The following is a 16,381-nucleotide window of genomic DNA, read 5'->3' as shown; positions in this document are numbered from 1 at the left end:
CTCGGAGCTACTGTTAGAGATGACAGCGACATAGATAAAGCCATAGAAGAGATGCTAGGATCAGAGAAACCATTTCTGATAGACTTAAGAGTAAGCAGAGAAGATGTACCACCTCTTAATATAGAAGCTTCAATGAGAGTTGCAGAGTAGAGAGCATATGAGATTACATGAACACCAGCCGTATACTCACACCCAGTAGATATGATAGAGAGATTGAAAAAGAAGGTGTAGGAGAATTAGGTATAATAGTGCTCCTCTGCTTTATAGAGTGATTTGCATTCTACATGATACTAACACCTGTATAGATTGTCAGAGTATCAGAAGCGAATCAGACACAGGCAGCAGTCTATCCACCGCTCTTATAAATTCTATCACCGTAGTAGTTATAGATGCTATGAAGATCTTTAAATTCTCTAAGTAGTAAACATACGAAAACACATCTCTAGCAGAGCTAAGGCTTATGCTGCAAGCCTTGCGCAACTGTTTCGGGTTTCATATAGGTTTATAAGGATTGATATCATTTTATTATTGGAGGTGTTAATGCTACGACCAAAGGAGGTTTGTGAGAGGCTCGGTATCAGTTACACTACTTTGAGAGAGTATGTTAGGAGAGGTTGGATTAAACCAGTTGTTCTCGAGAGTGGTAGGTGGAGGTTCAGAGAGGAAGACGTTGAGAAGCTTATGGGTATTGTTAAACCTAAGACGGTTATCCTCTACGCTCGCGTCTCCTCTCATACACAGAAAGACGATCTCGAAAGACAGGTGAAGGTTCTAGAGGAGTGGGCTAAGCAGAACAACGTAGAGAAGTACGAGGTCGTCACAGACATCGGTAGTGGCCTCAACGAGGATAGAAAAGGATTCAAGAGAATACTGAAACTCGCAACCGAGAGGAAGATATCCAAGGTGGTAGTAGCGTACCCAGATAGACTCACCAGGTTCGGGTTCAAAACACTGGTAGAGCTTCTTGGAGCGTTCGGTGTAGAAGTGATCGTGTTAAACCACGAGGATAAAGACCCGAAGGAGGAGCTCGTGGAGGATTTGATCACCATCATATCTCACTTCGCTGGAAAGCTCTATGGTATGAGGAGTCATAAGTACGAGAAAGTGGTTGAAAGTGTGAGAAAACTTGTTGAAGACCCGTGAAGTAGTGAGGATGTACAGCATTCCAATAAGAGATGAGAGAGTAGAAGAGCTAGTAACATGGTACACTAGAACGCTCCAGAGAGCGGTTGACATTATATGGAAGAACATTGTATGGGAGTACAGGTTTCCAGAGCTATCCATGAGAAGAGGAAGAGTTCGTGTTGAACTAGGGTATAAGGTTAAGGTTCCAAGGATACCTGTTGATAGGAAGTTCAAGAAGATGCTTAGAGACACCTTGCTCACAGAGTGTCCATATGCTAAACACTGGGTTGATGCTGTCATCAGAACAGCGTATTCTATTATCGAGTCTTGGAGGAAGAGGTATCTGAAGGGAGAAGCCAAGAAGGTTAAACCGAGGATTAAGAGAAGGTTTGCTAGATGCAAGATAACGCTCATGAAGGTTGACTACGGGAGGAAAGTGGTGAGGATAACTCTGAAGCCGGGTGAATACCTTGAGGTTTCGTGGAGAGGAAAGTGGTTCAGCAGGAGAGTTGAGGGGTGGAGGGTTGGTGAAGTGATCCTCAAGGACGATAGAGTGCTTATTCCGTTCAAGAAAACCGAGGTCTACAGCGTTGAGAGAGTTGTTGCATGGGATTCGAACGAGCTATCTCTCGACGGCTACTCTCCAGGTGTGGGGTTCATCAGGGTTGACCTGAGGTACCTACAGAGCTTGAAGATTGTTTATGAGAAGAAGAAAGCTACTGTTCAATCAATTGGTAAGAAAGAGCTGTTCGAGAAGTACGCTAAACGAGAGAGAAACAGGGAGAGAGACTACATAAACAAGCTCGTTAAGCAGATAACCACCATGTTCCCCAACGCTGTTCACGTCGTCGAAAACCTCGAGAAAGAGGACATGGTTGCCAAGGGGAGAACCAGTAAGAAGAGGAGGAAGAGAAACGCTAGAACACCATGGGAAACAATACACAGAAAGCTCTCAGAGAAAGCACTAGTGGTTAAGGTCTCTCCACACAACACTTCCCGCACCTGCCCACGATGCGGGTACGTGGTGAAGACCCGAGTGGGCAGGATGTTCAAATGCCCGAGATGCGGTCTCGAACTGGATAGGCAGAAGCTCGCATCCGTAAACATCTACCTCAAGTACACCAAGATGTGGGGGTTACCCCACAGCCGTGAACCCAATGAGGGTGAGCTGTGGGTAGGGGTTACCCTGAACGGGTGGAGACCAATGACATGGGCACCGATGAAAGGTGCCCCGAGGACGATGAAGCCAAGGGTCGATATCAAACTACATCAACCAACATGAAACCCGAACCCCATCAGAATACCTAGATCTGTTCTTTTAAGCTTTCGAGATTTTTAAGAAATTCTCTAAGACTATGCATAAAGCCAGCAAGCTACGAGTCTACCTTGTATGTTATGTAGCGGAGGTCTTTTTTCAAAGCATTTTTTCTCTGCGTAAGGACATCTGTAGGCTAGCTTGCAACCGCTAACCTCTCTATATACTTCCTCTTCTTTCAAAAACCTGCCGGTAGCTGTGTTTGCTATGTCTTTAAATGGGTCGGGGATAGATGCGATCAGTGCTTGAGTGTATGGGTGTAGAGGTTTGCTGAAAATATCATTTACAGAGCCTATCTCCACTATGTTACCGCGGTATAATACAGCGATTTTCTCGACAATAGAGCTCACGATCGCTAGGTCGTGCGTCACCAGAAGATATGTTACATTGAGCTTATGCCTAAGCTCCTGTAAAAGGTTAAGTATCTGCGCTTGTATAGAGACGTCAAGAGCCGACGTAGGTTCGTCGAGAAGTACTAGCTCGGGGTTTATAGCAAGCGCCCGTGCTATTGCAACACGCTGAGCCTGTCCACCACTTAGACTGGCCGAGTACTGGTTTAGAACAGACTGCGACAGTCCTACTAATTCTAGTAGCTCGCGAACTCTTCTCTCTACCTCGCTTTTTCCAAGTTTCATGTATCTCTTCAGAGGTTCTACAAGTATATCGTATACCCGCATTCTAGGGTTAAGTGATTGAAATGGGTTTTGAAAAACTGCTTGAACTTTCCTACGATACCAGCTCTCTTCAGATCTAGTCAGCGAGAAGATATCTCTACCTTCGAAGAAAACTTTTCCACGTGTTGGTTTCTGAAGTTTAAGTATAACTCTAAGTATTGTAGACTTGCCTGAACCTGTTTCACCAACTATAGCAAGCCCATCGCCGCGACTTACATCAAGAGATACTCCGTCAACCGCTTTAACATACCCTACAGTCTGTCCAAATAAGCCTCTCTTAATAGGAAAATACACGTAGAGATCTTCTATTCTTAGGATTTCCATTAGGATCCCCCATATAGATGGCAGAAAACTCTTCTCTCTCTAAGAACAACGCGAGAAGGTTTTTGAGTACTACATTCCTCTCTAGCATTGCTGCATCTACTGTAAAATGGGCAACCTTTGAAATCTTCTCGAGGATCTGGTAAGAGTCCAGGTATTGGTGTTGACAGCCTGCCTATTCTAGGTACCGCTGTTAACAGCCCTCTAGTGTATGGGTGTAGTGGATCGCTTAGAACCTGTCTTGTAGGTCCTTCTTCGAAGATCATTCCAGCGTACATTACAACAACCCTGTCGCAGACCTGCGCCGCAACCCCGAAATTATGGGTAACCATTATCAGTGTTAGACCGTGTTTTTGTTTGAGCATTTTGATAAGCTCTAGTATTTCTGCCTGGGTGGTCACATCCAGATTAGTTGTAGGTTCATCAGCTATAAGTACTTTAGGTTTCTTAGCCAGAGCTAGCGCGAGAGCAGCTCTCTGCAACATTCCACCTGACAGTTCATGGGGGTATGAATTCAGAACTCGCTCAACTTCGATAAGCCTGACATTCTTAAGCGCCTCCTCAGAGATCATGAGTGCTTCCTCAGTCGTCACTTTTAATACTTCCGAAAGCACGTCCACGAATTGCTGCTTTATTGGGAATAAAGGGCTAAAAGATGTGGCGGGGTCTTGAAAAACCATTCCGATCTCTCTTCTTACCTTAGATATTACATCTAAACTATTGTTTCTCGATATATCAATCCCATCGTAGATTATAGAGCCTCTTTCAATTACAGCGTTTTGAGGAAGGATCATTGCTATCGCCTGCACCAATGTAGATTTACCAGAACCTGACTCTCCAACGATGCAAATAGATTCTCCATGGTTAATATCTAGATCTACTTCTCTGAGAGCTTTAATCACTCCTCCGAATGTGTAGTAGTTGACTACGAGATCGCGTACCGATATAATGATGCTGCTCATCACTACTTCACCTTTCTCTTAATCATGTAGTTTCTCACCCTCGGATCTAGATATTCCTTAAGCGCATCACCTAGCAAGTTAAACCCTAGTACTACTATTAATATAGCCAGACCAGGAAAGAAGGAAATCCACCATGCTACATTAATATACTGCCATCCCTCACTAACTAGAAGACCCCATTCCGGTGTAGGTGGTGAGACACCTATGCCGAGGAAGCTTAACGCAGATGCCTCCAATATAGCTGATCCTATATCGAGTGTTGCTTGTGTTATTAAAGGTGTAGTAATGTTAGGGAATATATGCTTGAACATTATTGTTAGAGGGTTTAATCCCAGTATTCTAGCAGAATCCACGTATGCCAAAGATTTTACAGATGTTGTTTGGATATAAACTAGTCTAGTGTACCAAGGCCACCAGGAGAGAGCGAGCGCGATAATTGTGTTTAAAACCCCTCTTCCAAGTACGGATGCGAATGCTATGGCTAGAAGTAGGGGTGGGAATGCCAGAAATATGTCGGCAATTCTCATCAACATGGTTCCGAGCCTCCCGCCAAAGTAGCCTGCTACGAGGCCTATGGGTATCCCTATAAATAGAGATAGTAAAACAACGAATACTCCTATGATTAGAGAAAATCTTGCGCCAAGAATTACTCTATCAAGTAGATCTCTTCCAAGCTCATCGGTTCCTAACGGGTTTTCTGGTGAGGGGGGTTTAAAAGCTTTTTCTGGGTTGTAGGTTATACCCCACGCATCTTTAGGACTTCTAACGATATAAGGGGCTAGAATACCTGTGATAACGAATAGTATAACGATGACAAGACCTGCCAGATAGATCTTTCTATACATAACGAACCTAAAGAATCCTCTTAGCTGTATACTCATAGCTTCACCCGTGGATCTATCCAGGCATATATTAGGTCTACAATGAGGTTTATAACGGAGTAGAATAAGGCTACGAACACTATTGAACCGAGCACTGCTGGGTAGTCGTAACTTAAGAGTGCCATACCCACGTAGTATCCTATGCCTGGCCACAAATATACAAGCTCTACCATGAAAGCACCTATGAGAGTATAGCCGAAGCTGAGACCTAGTGAAGCTATTACTGGTGAAATCACGCTTCTCAAGACATACCTATAGATCAACGTTCTCCTCTTTATTCCGTTAACCTCTAAAAACCTTACGAAATTCTCATTCAAGACCTCTACAGCCAGGGATCTAACCATTCGAATAGTGAGACTTAGCGGGTAAAGAGACACTGTTATCGCTGGCAAAATCAGTCTTTTTAAAACATCTATGAATACTGCTATGTTGCCCTCTATTAACGAGTCGAGTAGGTAAAAACCTGTTATAGGTCTGAAGCCTGTCGCCATTGCGAGTGCTGTATCGATGCGTCCACCGGCCGGTAGCATCTTAAGCCAGATTCCAAATACAAGTTGCAATATTAATGCTACCCAGAAGACGGGTATAGACGCTCCGATCACAGCTATGCTACGAATTACGTCATCTTTTACACTTCCCAGTCTTAAGGCTGAGTAGAAGCCTAGCGGTATGCCAGCGATTACAGCTATTATAAAGCCTGTTATCACTAGCTCTAGGGTTGCGGGTAGCGCTGAGAGTATATCCTGGAGAACTGGTTGCTTTGTTCTCCACGACACACCCCAGTTGCCGGTAAAGAAGTCCTTTAAGTAATATGCGAGTTGAACATATATAGGTTCGTCTAGGTGCAACTCTTTTCTGGCTTTTTCAATGGCTTCAAGAGTTGCGTGAGGACCTACCCACAACAGTTCCGGCCTAGCCGGTATGACACGGGTTAAGATAAAGGTTATAACAAGAACGCCGAGCACGACGAGAACAAGTAAAAAAAGCCTTTTAATAACGTATTCATATGTCACCGGCATGCAGATCGACCGTCTAATCTACGATGAGCATTTGTGCGAATACGACAGTAGGATAACTTGGGTTTATAGCGTTTTCAAGGTTTTTAATATGTGCAGTTGCTACTCTTATATCGGTCATATCCCAGAGTGGTATGGCTGGCACATCTGTGTACAGTATATATTGAGCTTTGTAGTATAGTTCAAGGGCTTTCTGAGGATCTGATCCTTCAAGCCTGTATGCTTGCATTATTATTTCGTCGAATGTAGAGTTCTCGTAGTAGCAGAGGTTAAATGCCTTGCTCTGACTGGAGAACATGTTATATAGGTATGTTATTGGTGAGAGAACATCAGGCCACCAATAGAATATAAATAGATCCTGTACTTCTTCGGGGTTCTCCCAACCTTTTTGTGCTAGTGCCCATTGTTCCTCCCATGACATTGGCCTGATCTCTACATTTATACCGATTTTAGCTAGTGATGCTTTTATGATCTCGGCTGTTTTAGCCTCATAAATATCTCCAGCAGTATACACTAATGTAAGTGTTCTAGGTATGCCTGTTGGATATCCTGCTTCCGCTAGTAGTCTTTTAGCCAGTTCTAGGTCGTAGGTATATGTTAAGTTATCGAAGTGACCCCATAAACCATAGGGTATTGGCCCGCTAGCAACTCTAGCTAGACCTCCACGCGCTAGATTAACTATGTCTTCGTATGGTATTGCATGAGCTATCGCCATACGCACTCGTACATCGTTTAGCGGAGGTTTCTTAGTATTTATCAGCATTAATAGGTTCTGGAAACTAGGTTCACGCACAACAACGTAGTTAGGATCTTTTTCAAAAGATTTAAGATCTTCCACAGGAACGGATTGTGCTATATCTATCTCCCCAGCTCTTAACATCCTGCTCTGAGTTGCAGCATCTTTGATTATTTTTATGATGAAGATATCCGGCGCCTTGTCGAGTGACGATCTCCATGGATAGTTAGGTTCTTTCCAACCCCACCACTCACTCCATTTCTCTAAAACTACCTCGGACTCAGGATTCCATTTCACTAATCTATAAGGTCCGCTACCGCAATCATTACCTTTATTAAACCAGTCTGCTACCTTGGGATCTGTGAGATTAGCTGCATTAGCATACTTCACTACGTTAGGACAGAAGATATATGTTGCATATGGTGATGCTGCGATCTTGAGTAAGGGTGCTGGGTATTTGAGATAGAATCTAACAGTATACTCATCCACGACTTCAATTCTCTCAACAGGATCCCATATGTATGCTGCACCTCCCTTAAGTGTTATTGTTCTATTTATGCTAAGCGCCACAGCTTCCGCGTTAACTGGCGAGCCGTCATGGAATTTAGCATCTCTCCTGATATAAAAAGTCCACACAGTACCATTAGGACTGCTCTCCCATCTCTCGGCTAATGCTGGTATGAACCGATCTTTAAGTGCATCATACCATACAAGTGGTTCGTATACTAGTGGAAGCCACATTATCGAGTTAGAGAATTCTGTACTAGGATCCGCACTCGTCATCTCAGAAAGAGAAGCATATACAACAGTTTTTCTAGACACTGCAGAGGGCTGCTGAAAGAGAGATGTGAGAAGTGTACCGACTAATACCGCTGCAACAATTACAACTACAACAACAACCAGCACAAGCTGTTTAGATATAGCCTTCATAGATCTACACCTCTTCCGTGTACACTAAGTTTGTTAGTGTACTCATAGCTTTTAAGTATTTCATCTCGTTAAAAGTTAAAACTTATTGATTCAATCCAGCTCACATATAGAATATTTTTCAAGCAATTTTAACAAGATCATCATTAAGAGAACACTAGCTTTAACCGAGTCTATCACAGGCGTTTATACCAGCTTCTGCGGCTTTCTCGCTGTCGCAGATTTCACCACATTAAATAGTAGGCTAAGTATTCTCTCCCTATTCTTGTTAATGTCTGTTACACCGATGAGAATACTGACTATATCTACCACAATTTTTCGAAGCCTAGCTCCGCCATCTTCTTCCACATAAGGTCTAATATTTTCCTCTCGACACCTACTCTTATCATGTATATAGGATGTTCATAAAGTCTAGCGAGAGCTAAGGAAGCCTTGCTTGCATCTATAACTACTCTCTTTATCTCTTGTCTTAACTCTTCTGCACCAGGATCTAAGAAACTGTTTACTATTACACCATCATACCATCATATTCGTTAGATAGTTCTTTACCCCCTCTCTACAACCAGGGTTGCTGCCTCTCCGTATGCTTCAGCGGTCTCAACAGTTAGAGGACCTCTTGAAAGAGAGACTACATATACATGCACATCGGGGGAGAAACCTCTTATATAAAGCTTTACTCGATTCATTCCACTTTGAATGCTCTACTGGATTTATAAGTAAGACCTTCATACTTACATAATATCGTGTTGTTTAATGAGTTCTTCTACGGGGATGTAATCGTAGTCGAAGCCGAAGTGTCTTGGTCCGAATAATTCGAGACCTCGTTGAGTTCTCCACACAGCCGGCGCCTTAGCAGCTACTCCACTAACCACCATCCCTTCTCTAAGCTCTGTGTTTGTCACTGGTGTACCGTCATCAGCTATTAACATGAAGAGGTCTGGCGGCATTACAAGAGGTTTCTCATCAAGCCATACCATTATATGCTCATTCATGATCCAGCTTTTGAGAATTCTACCCTTATACCTGTTTAAGCCTTTTACAATTGCTTCGCCTTTTAGAAAGCCACCTTCATTACGCCACTTATAACTTTCAACCACACCTCTAAATACAACCCATCCTTCGAGAACTCTAGCTATCTCTCTCACAGGATCTCTTCCACCTGCTTTGGCTTTTAGCACAGCATCTCCAAGTCTAAGACTCTTAGAGAGAGTACCTCTTACAACAGCTTTCTCAGCATCACTTTTTTTCATCGGTGTATCAACTACTGCTACAAATCTACCACTTAAAACCGATAAATACCTTGCTATTGCTTCATAATCATCTATATCTGCATATTCCTTTATAACCACTATATTGCCTGTTTCAGACACTACTGCTGAGGGATACATGGGTATGTTGAATATGTGGACAGTGCACTGATGTAACTCTGGCGCAGCTCTGCCAAGCAGATCTCCGTCTATGGCAGGTATTCGAAGCCTAGCTGCTATGCTCAAAGCCACCGGAGTATTAGCACCTCCAAGCTCGCTCGCAATAACAGCACCAACTCTAGCACCCAGCTCTTTCTCGATAGTTTCAAAAGCCCTACCAATGGCGTCGGCTATTCTAATCTTCTTCCTAGGCTTCAAGCCTGGAGCCGTTGATCCAACATAGTATGGAACTACTATCAAACTATCTTCCGGAAGCTCTTCGAGAGTTATAACATCGATTCTCTTACCCTCTTCTAGAACGTTCTTCAGCATTGAGAAACCTTCTCGCGGATCGCCGCCTCCGCCTGTGCCTAGAATAGTTGCTCCAAGAACAAGCTTCTCAGCATCATCAATACTGGTTATAGACCACATTAAACTCGCCTCGTTAAAAATAGGTTGGGAAAATAAATACTTTCCGCAGAAGCATAGAACTCTACGTTTATAGGTTGCTCCTCCCTCCCGAACTTATGCCGCACATTCATATTACTTTAAATAGTACGAGACAGTTAAGGTCTGTGTACTACTAATAATAGCTAGCATCCCCGTCATTTACAACTTTCGTGCTGTTAATAAAGTCAGAGATAAAATTGTATTAGAGGGCTCGCTCATTTACTAATTTCTAGCGTTCAGGTTTTTACCATCAGATACGCTATTATTTTCGCGTCTGCGATCAGGTTCTCTATTACACAGTATTCATTCGGTGAATGAGCTGTCTCATCTATCGTAGACCATACTGCTGCAGGGATACCTATTCTCCTGAAGAATGCTGCTACAGTACCTCCTCCTATTCCTCCGATCTTAGGTGATAAACCTCTAAGCGTTTTCAAAGCTTCTACTAGTGAGCTGACAATAGGCGAGTCTATTGGTGTGGGTGGAGCTGCGTCTGCTCTCATTGAGATTTCTAGCTCAAGTTGTGGGAATAATGATTCGCCTATTTTCTTCTCATATACAGATTTAATTGTGCTGAACAATCTATTGAGATCTTCGAGGAATTTATCTAGGTTGTATTCTGGTAGAATTCTACAATCGAACACTACTTCATGTTCTCCAGGTATAATGTTTGGAGATCCGCTTGAGTTTCCTACCATAGTCGGTTCACATGTTGTCATAGGTGGGTCAAATAATGGATCTATTCTTCCATATTTCTCTTTCACAAGCCTATCTAGTAGAAGGATGAACTCTGCAGCGATTCTGTGAGGGTTCAAACCCTTGTGAGGCATGCTAGCATGAGCTTGTACTCCTTTAAATCTTAGTTTAGACCATAGTATGGACTTCTCTGCGACTTCAATGAAACTACCATCACTCACACCAGCATCTGGTACGAGTGCTATATCGTTTCTATTGAATAACTCTGGATGATGTTTTATCAAGTAGCCTATGCCATAATCTGATCCTGATTCCTCATCGCTTACCAGCGCTATCGCAATTGTTCTCCTAGGCTTAATATCTTCTTCTAGTAAAGCTTTAGCAGCTACTAGAGAAGACACTATTGCCTGCCCATTGTCTTCGCTTCCTCTCCCATAGATCTTACCTTCCTTGATGATTGGTTCAAAAGGTTTTGTAACAGTCCACGCACTTAAGTCGCCGGGTGGAACAATATCGAGATGTGCCAGGATCCATAGCTTATCACCTGTCTCACCCTTTATATAAGCTATGATATTAGGTCTAACCCCATTCTTAGCACGCGGATCTCTCACGTTAATTATCTTTATATCACTAAACCCCCATTGCTTGATTTCATCTAAGAGAAACATTGCTCTATCATACTCACCTTCCCCACCAAAAGCAGGATTTACCGCAGGTCTACGTATGATCTCTAGCATGAGATTAACAGCATAGTCTTTAAGAGAATCAATTTTACCTACAACTCGTTTTAAGATCTCTTCTGACACAAACACTCACCTAGGTTATAATAGTAGTCCGCAAATCTAAAGATTTTTATTCATATATTGTTGGAAACATGTGAGCATGAGCTTATAGAAAAAGCTAGGTGATTCCGAGCTGTTTTTGCAGTTCTGCTAATCGCGGTTCCACGAACCTTCCATCTTTAAGTATTAAGACATCGTCAAGCCATACTGAGGAGTTCAATGTTATTCCGTCAGTATGTGAAGGTGCTGGTATTGGTTCGCCACCGGTTAATGTTGTGTCTACGTAGCCGAGACCCCATTCTGTTGCACCCCATATTCTCTCTGCTTCAATGATGCTACTTGTTAACTTTGCACCTGGATTTACTCCGTAGCATATATGTGCCAGTCTAAACATTTGCGGGTGGTTAAAGCTTTTTAACCAATTCTCAAAGATCCTTGCTTCACTCCCGCCTTCTATTTTTACAACTACTCCCTTCTCGACGTAGAGTTTAACCGGTTCTCTGAGTGGTTGGTCGAACGGTGGGTTAATGATACCATCAAATACTATTACACCATTAATGCTTTCGAAGATGGGTGACCAGCATATTTGCCCGGGAACCATGTATATGCCTGGAGCAGATGCATCTCCTTTATCGTTTACTATCGGACGGATCGGATCATTTATAAATGTCACGTTCGTACCAGCTGTATTAGTTATTCTAATTCTTTTAGCTCTTCTAGTCATTTCAACTAGGAGGTCTTGGAACTTTTGTAGAATAGGTATGTTTACACGACCAATAAGTCTAACCATCTGATCAACACTCATACCAACCATGCACATGTATCTCAGTTTTTTGTTTTCTTTAAAGGCGAGCTCGAACACTGTTGAGTAGAGTAGCCACTGATAATTGAACTCTATCCATATATCAACTTTCGAGAGAAGAGCGGCAAGACCTTCAACTGGTAGTACGAGATCTGTCTGCTTTCCAACACCATAAGGTGAGGCTTGCATCCAGACTGTAATAACCTTCGCACCTGCATCATGTGCTGCTCCAGCTACAGCTTCTACTACTCTTTCATCAGACATTGTATCGGCAGTTATCACAACAGACTCGCCAGGTTTCACTTTGAAGATATCGTTAATTAATACTTTTGCGGCATGATACATCTCCCACTCGTAGAATCTAGTCAAAGAATCCACCTAATTTTTACTCTGCCACCTAAGGATATATAAGTATTTCGATTTATATCAATTACGATATAGCCCACGAATATTTAGCTCTATTTATCAGATATCTTGCATCATTCTAAGCAAAGCTTCATAACAAGCGTGAAGAATGAAACTCTATCTCTATCTCTGATTCTCTACCTCTATGAAGTGGTTGCTATGCTCATAAGACCAGAGTAGCTAAAGCACCTTAACTAGTGGATACAAGTTTTCTCGCTGTATATGTTCACTACATGAAAATGTTGAAAGCTACATCAGCAGACACTACTAATAATTCTGAAAGTGTAAACCCCTTCGCAGGTATTTTAGAAAATATGAGAAAAAAGATGTAGGCGCATGTGTGGAAAAAGCTTTTGAGAAGTTCTTGTTGGAGTTGGAGGGGTCTGTTGTAAATCTGTAGGTAGGAGTGTTTCGAGAAATAGTTTATCTCTTGATCTTTGTTACGAAGTATTGATAGATCTTCTTATCACCTGTTATCTCGGGGTGGAATGTCAGAGCTAATATACTATCCTGCTCAGCTACTGCACCAACTCTTCCGACTGTGGGATGCTCTACGTAGCCTGTTATTTTCGCAGGCGTCCACGCCTCAACTATACCTGGTGCTCTGATAAAAGCAGCTCTTACTACTCCTACGTTCTCTACTTCTACATCAGCTATGAAGGAGTTTCTCTGTCTACCGAAGATGTTTCTAACAATACTTATGTTCATAACCTTGAGCGTGTACTGATTTGTTTCACCAACAACCCTGTCAGCAACTTTATTAGCTAGTAGTATTGCACCAGCACAAGTTCCCATAACAGGCAATCCTTTTTCTAGATGCTTAACTAAGTGATCGCCGAGATCCTTGACCGCCATTAGTGTTCCTATAGTCGTCGATTCACCGCCAGGTATTACTAACCCGTTTACTGTGGAGAGGTCTTCAGGTTTCTTCACAATCCTGGTCTCAACACCGAGTTCTCTCAGTATTTCCAAATGTTCTAGGAAATCTCCCTGTAAGGCGAGAACTCCTACTACAACCATTCTTACTCACCTCTAACCTGCATAAGCTGCTCTGGTTTCAGTATTCTAACATCGATACCAAGCATTGAATACTTCTCAGACACCATCTTCTGAGCTTCAACAACAGTTTCAGGATCATCGTAGAAGGATGTAGCCAGCACAATAGCTCTAGCTCTATTCTCAGAGTCCTGACTCTTAAATATACCAGAGCCCACGAACACACCATCTGCACCAAGCCACATCATTAGTGCTGCATCAGCAGGTGTTGCTATACCACCAGCAGCGAAATTAACCACTGGTAATCTCCCCAGCTTAGCTGTTAGTAGTGCGAGCTCGTATGGTACTTTATTCTCCTTCGAATAGAACCATATAGCTTCGTAGTCACCAGCTAGGAGGTATCCTCTCAGGGTGGCTATATCTCTATTAACAAGCTTCATATGTCTTACAGCCTCTGCAACGTTACCTGTACCAGGCTCACCTTTGGTTCTAATCATTGAAGCACCCTCATAGATTCTCCTGAGAGCTTCCGGCAGATTTCTAGCACCATTGACAAAGGGTGTTTTGAAATCCCACTTGTTAATATGGTTTTTCTCGTCAACAGGAGTTAGAACCTCGCTTTCATCTATCAGATCTACGCCTATATTCTCCAGCAACCTCGCCTCCTCAGCATGCCCGATTCTACACTTAGCTGAGACAGGTATTGTTATAGCATTCATCACGCTCATTATAACGTTGAGATCAGCTGTTCTAGCAACTCCACCAGCTGTTCTCACATCGTAGGGCAACTTATCTAGAACCATCACACCAACAGCACCAGCATTCTCGGCGATCTCAGCCTGCTTCTCGTTTGTAACATCCATTATAACTCCGCTCTTGAACATGGATATGAACCCGTAGCGTACTAATGGTGTTGCCTCGCGTATGGGTATAACTTCTAATCCGCTCTCCTTAACTCTATCTCTGTATTCGAGTAGTGAGTATATGAAGTCTCTAAGCTTCTCAAGATAGGTGTAGGCGTCTACGAGTTTCAATTTTCAATCCCAGGTTGGATTCTTGCGAGCTAGCTTATATAACTCTTATGGAACGTTCAATAAGAACTAACAAAGCTTGTATAATTTAACCTTGCGTACACCTCTTGTCTTGACTTCAAAGCATATTTCTCCATTAAGTTCCATGCTCTTAATAGCTTTATAGACGGCTCTCAGAGTGTACACAGGTTTCTCCTTCCATATTTCGTAGGCTGTTATCAGAGGTTTTCTAGAGACTATGTCTAGTACAAGCTTCTTCACATCACTTCCTCTACCTGTGGTTCGCGTCTTGTAGCCCATAGTTACAACGGCTACAGAGTTTCCTATGATCTCTGCAACATGATAGCTCAATGCTGCAAGAGGTTTTATCTTAAATCCTTTTCTCAGTAGTTTCCTATACGCTTCATAAAGCTCGACTTCTGAAACTTCAAAGACCTTAACTCTCCTCAGATTCCTGAGAATCTGCGGATTAAAACCTTTTAGAGTAGCAGCTGTGACTTGAAAGCTAGTCTCGATCCCTGCTTCGTTTAAATCTTCAATTCCTTTGTAAAGTGATAAAGCTAGAATACCGCTCTTCGCTGGGACAACTATGTTCTCGGTTTTAACACTCTTTTCATAAAGCTCGAAAACTATTGTCTTTAATCCTTCAATAGTTAAGGGGTTTTCATAGTATACAACTGCTGCATCATTCGGATACTCGTAAACAAGGTCTAACCCTTTGCTAGCGAAGAGCATGATATCTTCCGGATCTATATCGAATATGCTACTTGCCACTATATATAGACTTACACCGGCTAGGTAATAGATAAGAGATTTCGTGAACTCCTCGGAGTACCCGACATAAACCTTTTTAGCATCGATATCTCTAAGAAAGGATGAAATTAACGCAGATGCTCTATCACTGTAAAGCCCTGTAGGATTAAACTTCTCATTTTTAACTAGTATCTCCTCAACCCGACTTACAGGTGTTAAGCCTTCACCAAGTGTAACTCTGTTCTTGAAGGATGGCAATAAAGAGTATCTCCATATACCTCGCTCGTTCTTGTTTACTTTGAAAACAGGTTTGCGATACTTGATGAACAGAAGACCATGGCATCTAGGACATCTACCAGTAAGCATGATCTCATTGTTTCCAGCGGAGATCTCATAACCACATTGAGAGCATTTTAAATAGATCTCACTAGATAAGATCATTGAAGTAAGCTCGCCTCCCTTATAAATCGTTGTCTGTTATTTATTTAAACCACGAGAACATGACTAAGGATCTATACTCATTGTAGGAATTCATTTGCTTCTCCTAAACCCTAGCCTAGGCATATAACTCTTATCTCCACCTTCATAGCCGGCCTAATATCTGAACCACCTCTTACACTGCGAGGATTCGTAGAAGTGTACAATTTGGATTTGAACCATCCTTAGAGATGTTTAATGTCTTTCATTCCAGTATGTATCCGCATCTGGTGAACATGATTTAGCTCTCGAGCTCTTAACTTGTTGAGGCAAGGGAGGTTTGTGGTGTGAAGCATGATCAGCTGATGATTATGCTCGTGAATCTGGTTCTCAACGGGTTGCGGTAGTAAGTTGCGGTAGTTAAGTAGAGTAACTCTAGATCGCCTCGGTTATTAGGGGTTATGGCGTTGATAATGGTAGTTCTATTACTTGGTTCTTTATTTCATCGAGCTCTCTATACATATAATGTGTTGCAATTATGATCACCTTCTTCTTGGATAGTTCTACTATGTCTTCAAGTAGTATCCTGGTTCTACTCTTATCTAGGAATGTGAATGGCTCGTCTAGCAAAAGTACTTCTGGGTTTAATGATAATGCTCTTAGAATAGTTACAATCTTCGCCTGGC

At 42.4% G+C, this 16,381-nt stretch carries 14 protein-coding genes and 1 pseudogene; 2 read left to right on the top strand and 13 right to left on the bottom strand.

Annotated elements, in window-relative coordinates; genetic code table 11:
- Positions 1 to 540 precede the first annotated feature (540 nt).
- Positions 541 to 1,143 carry an IS607 family transposase gene (locus QXV08_RS08410; RefSeq protein WP_342821499.1) on the top strand — a complete coding sequence of 201 codons (603 nt, stop codon included), beginning with the start codon at positions 541 to 543 and terminating at the stop codon, positions 1,141 to 1,143.
- Positions 1,127 to 2,407: a zinc ribbon domain-containing protein gene (locus QXV08_RS08405; protein WP_342821498.1), complete on the top strand. Its 1,281-nt coding sequence runs from the start codon at positions 1,127 to 1,129 to the stop codon at positions 2,405 to 2,407. The genes QXV08_RS08410 and QXV08_RS08405 overlap by 17 nt, the downstream gene beginning before the upstream one ends.
- A gap of 71 nt (positions 2,408 to 2,478) precedes the next feature.
- Here the strand turns inward: QXV08_RS08405 and QXV08_RS08400 are convergent, their stop codons facing one another.
- The 13 genes and pseudogenes from QXV08_RS08400 to QXV08_RS08340 form a co-directional block, all read right to left on the bottom strand.
- A complete protein-coding gene (locus QXV08_RS08400) occupies positions 2,479 to 3,438 on the bottom strand; it encodes an ABC transporter ATP-binding protein (RefSeq protein ID WP_342782648.1) in 960 nt (319 codons plus the stop codon).
- Positions 3,438 to 4,397: an ABC transporter ATP-binding protein gene (locus tag QXV08_RS08395; RefSeq protein WP_342821497.1), complete on the bottom strand. Its 960-nt coding sequence runs from the start codon at positions 4,395 to 4,397 to the stop codon at positions 3,438 to 3,440. The genes QXV08_RS08400 and QXV08_RS08395 overlap by 1 nt, the downstream gene beginning before the upstream one ends.
- 2 nt (positions 4,398 to 4,399) lie before the next feature.
- Positions 4,400 to 5,278: an ABC transporter permease gene (locus QXV08_RS08390; RefSeq protein WP_342782646.1), complete on the bottom strand. Its 879-nt coding sequence runs from the start codon at positions 5,276 to 5,278 to the stop codon at positions 4,400 to 4,402.
- Complete coding sequence (locus QXV08_RS08385) at positions 5,275 to 6,297, bottom strand: ABC transporter permease (RefSeq protein ID WP_342782645.1); 1,023 nt, start codon at positions 6,295 to 6,297, stop codon at positions 5,275 to 5,277. The genes QXV08_RS08390 and QXV08_RS08385 overlap by 4 nt, the downstream gene beginning before the upstream one ends.
- Positions 6,298 to 6,310: 13 nt before the next feature.
- Positions 6,311 to 7,960 carry an ABC transporter substrate-binding protein gene (locus QXV08_RS08380; RefSeq protein ID WP_342821496.1) on the bottom strand — a complete coding sequence of 550 codons (1,650 nt, stop codon included), beginning with the start codon at positions 7,958 to 7,960 and terminating at the stop codon, positions 6,311 to 6,313.
- A 183-nt stretch (positions 7,961 to 8,143) separates the two neighbouring features.
- Positions 8,144 to 8,305: a hypothetical protein gene (locus QXV08_RS08375; RefSeq protein ID WP_342821495.1), complete on the bottom strand. Its 162-nt coding sequence runs from the start codon at positions 8,303 to 8,305 to the stop codon at positions 8,144 to 8,146.
- Between the two features lie 383 nt (positions 8,306 to 8,688).
- Positions 8,689 to 9,795 (bottom strand): DUF917 domain-containing protein, encoded by a 1,107-nt coding sequence (locus QXV08_RS08370; protein ID WP_342782642.1) that lies wholly within the window; start codon positions 9,793 to 9,795, stop codon positions 8,689 to 8,691.
- 254 nt (positions 9,796 to 10,049) lie between these two features.
- Entirely contained in the window at positions 10,050 to 11,315 is a 1,266-nt protein-coding gene (locus QXV08_RS08365) for a M20 family metallo-hydrolase (protein WP_342821494.1), read from the bottom strand.
- Positions 11,316 to 11,409: 94 nt separating this feature from the next.
- Complete coding sequence (locus QXV08_RS08360) at positions 11,410 to 12,462, bottom strand: aminopeptidase (RefSeq protein WP_342821493.1); 1,053 nt, start codon at positions 12,460 to 12,462, stop codon at positions 11,410 to 11,412.
- 459 nt (positions 12,463 to 12,921) lie between these two features.
- A complete protein-coding gene (gene pdxT / locus QXV08_RS08355) occupies positions 12,922 to 13,518 on the bottom strand; it encodes a pyridoxal 5'-phosphate synthase glutaminase subunit PdxT (RefSeq protein WP_342782639.1) in 597 nt (198 codons plus the stop codon).
- A gap of 2 nt (positions 13,519 to 13,520) precedes the next feature.
- Positions 13,521 to 14,528 carry a pyridoxal 5'-phosphate synthase lyase subunit PdxS gene (pdxS, locus tag QXV08_RS08350; protein ID WP_342782638.1) on the bottom strand — a complete coding sequence of 336 codons (1,008 nt, stop codon included), beginning with the start codon at positions 14,526 to 14,528 and terminating at the stop codon, positions 13,521 to 13,523.
- A gap of 66 nt (positions 14,529 to 14,594) precedes the next feature.
- Positions 14,595 to 15,536, bottom strand: a complete 942-nt coding sequence (locus tag QXV08_RS08345; protein WP_342821492.1) for a pyridoxal-phosphate dependent enzyme — start codon at positions 15,534 to 15,536, stop codon at positions 14,595 to 14,597.
- 618 nt (positions 15,537 to 16,154) lie between these two features.
- A pseudogene (locus QXV08_RS08340) lies at positions 16,155 to 16,381 on the bottom strand (ABC transporter ATP-binding protein); the annotation flags it as partial.

Origin of the sequence: Desulfurococcus sp. (assembly GCF_038881575.1) — an archaeon.
Classification (GTDB): domain Archaea; phylum Thermoproteota; class Thermoprotei_A; order Sulfolobales; family Desulfurococcaceae; genus Desulfurococcus.
This window is presented reverse-complemented; position numbering and strand designations above follow the sequence as displayed.

Bases quoted from the DNA above. Each gene is read 5' to 3' on its own strand.
- QXV08_RS08410 (WP_342821499.1), top strand. From the start codon at position 541: ATGCTACGACCAAAGGAGGTTTGTGAGAGGCTCGGTATCAGTTACACT.
- QXV08_RS08400 (WP_342782648.1), bottom strand. From the start codon at position 3,438: ATGGAAATCCTAAGAATAGAAGATCTCTACGTGTATTTTCCTATTAAG.
- QXV08_RS08395 (WP_342821497.1), bottom strand. From the start codon at position 4,397: ATGAGCAGCATCATTATATCGGTACGCGATCTCGTAGTCAACTACTAC.
- QXV08_RS08390 (WP_342782646.1), bottom strand. From the start codon at position 5,278: ATGAGTATACAGCTAAGAGGATTCTTTAGGTTCGTTATGTATAGAAAG.
- QXV08_RS08385 (WP_342782645.1), bottom strand. From the start codon at position 6,297: ATGCCGGTGACATATGAATACGTTATTAAAAGGCTTTTTTTACTTGTT.
- QXV08_RS08380 (WP_342821496.1), bottom strand. From the start codon at position 7,960: ATGAAGGCTATATCTAAACAGCTTGTGCTGGTTGTTGTTGTAGTTGTA.
- QXV08_RS08370 (WP_342782642.1), bottom strand. From the start codon at position 9,795: ATGTGGTCTATAACCAGTATTGATGATGCTGAGAAGCTTGTTCTTGGA.
- pdxT (WP_342782639.1), bottom strand. From the start codon at position 13,518: ATGGTTGTAGTAGGAGTTCTCGCCTTACAGGGAGATTTCCTAGAACAT.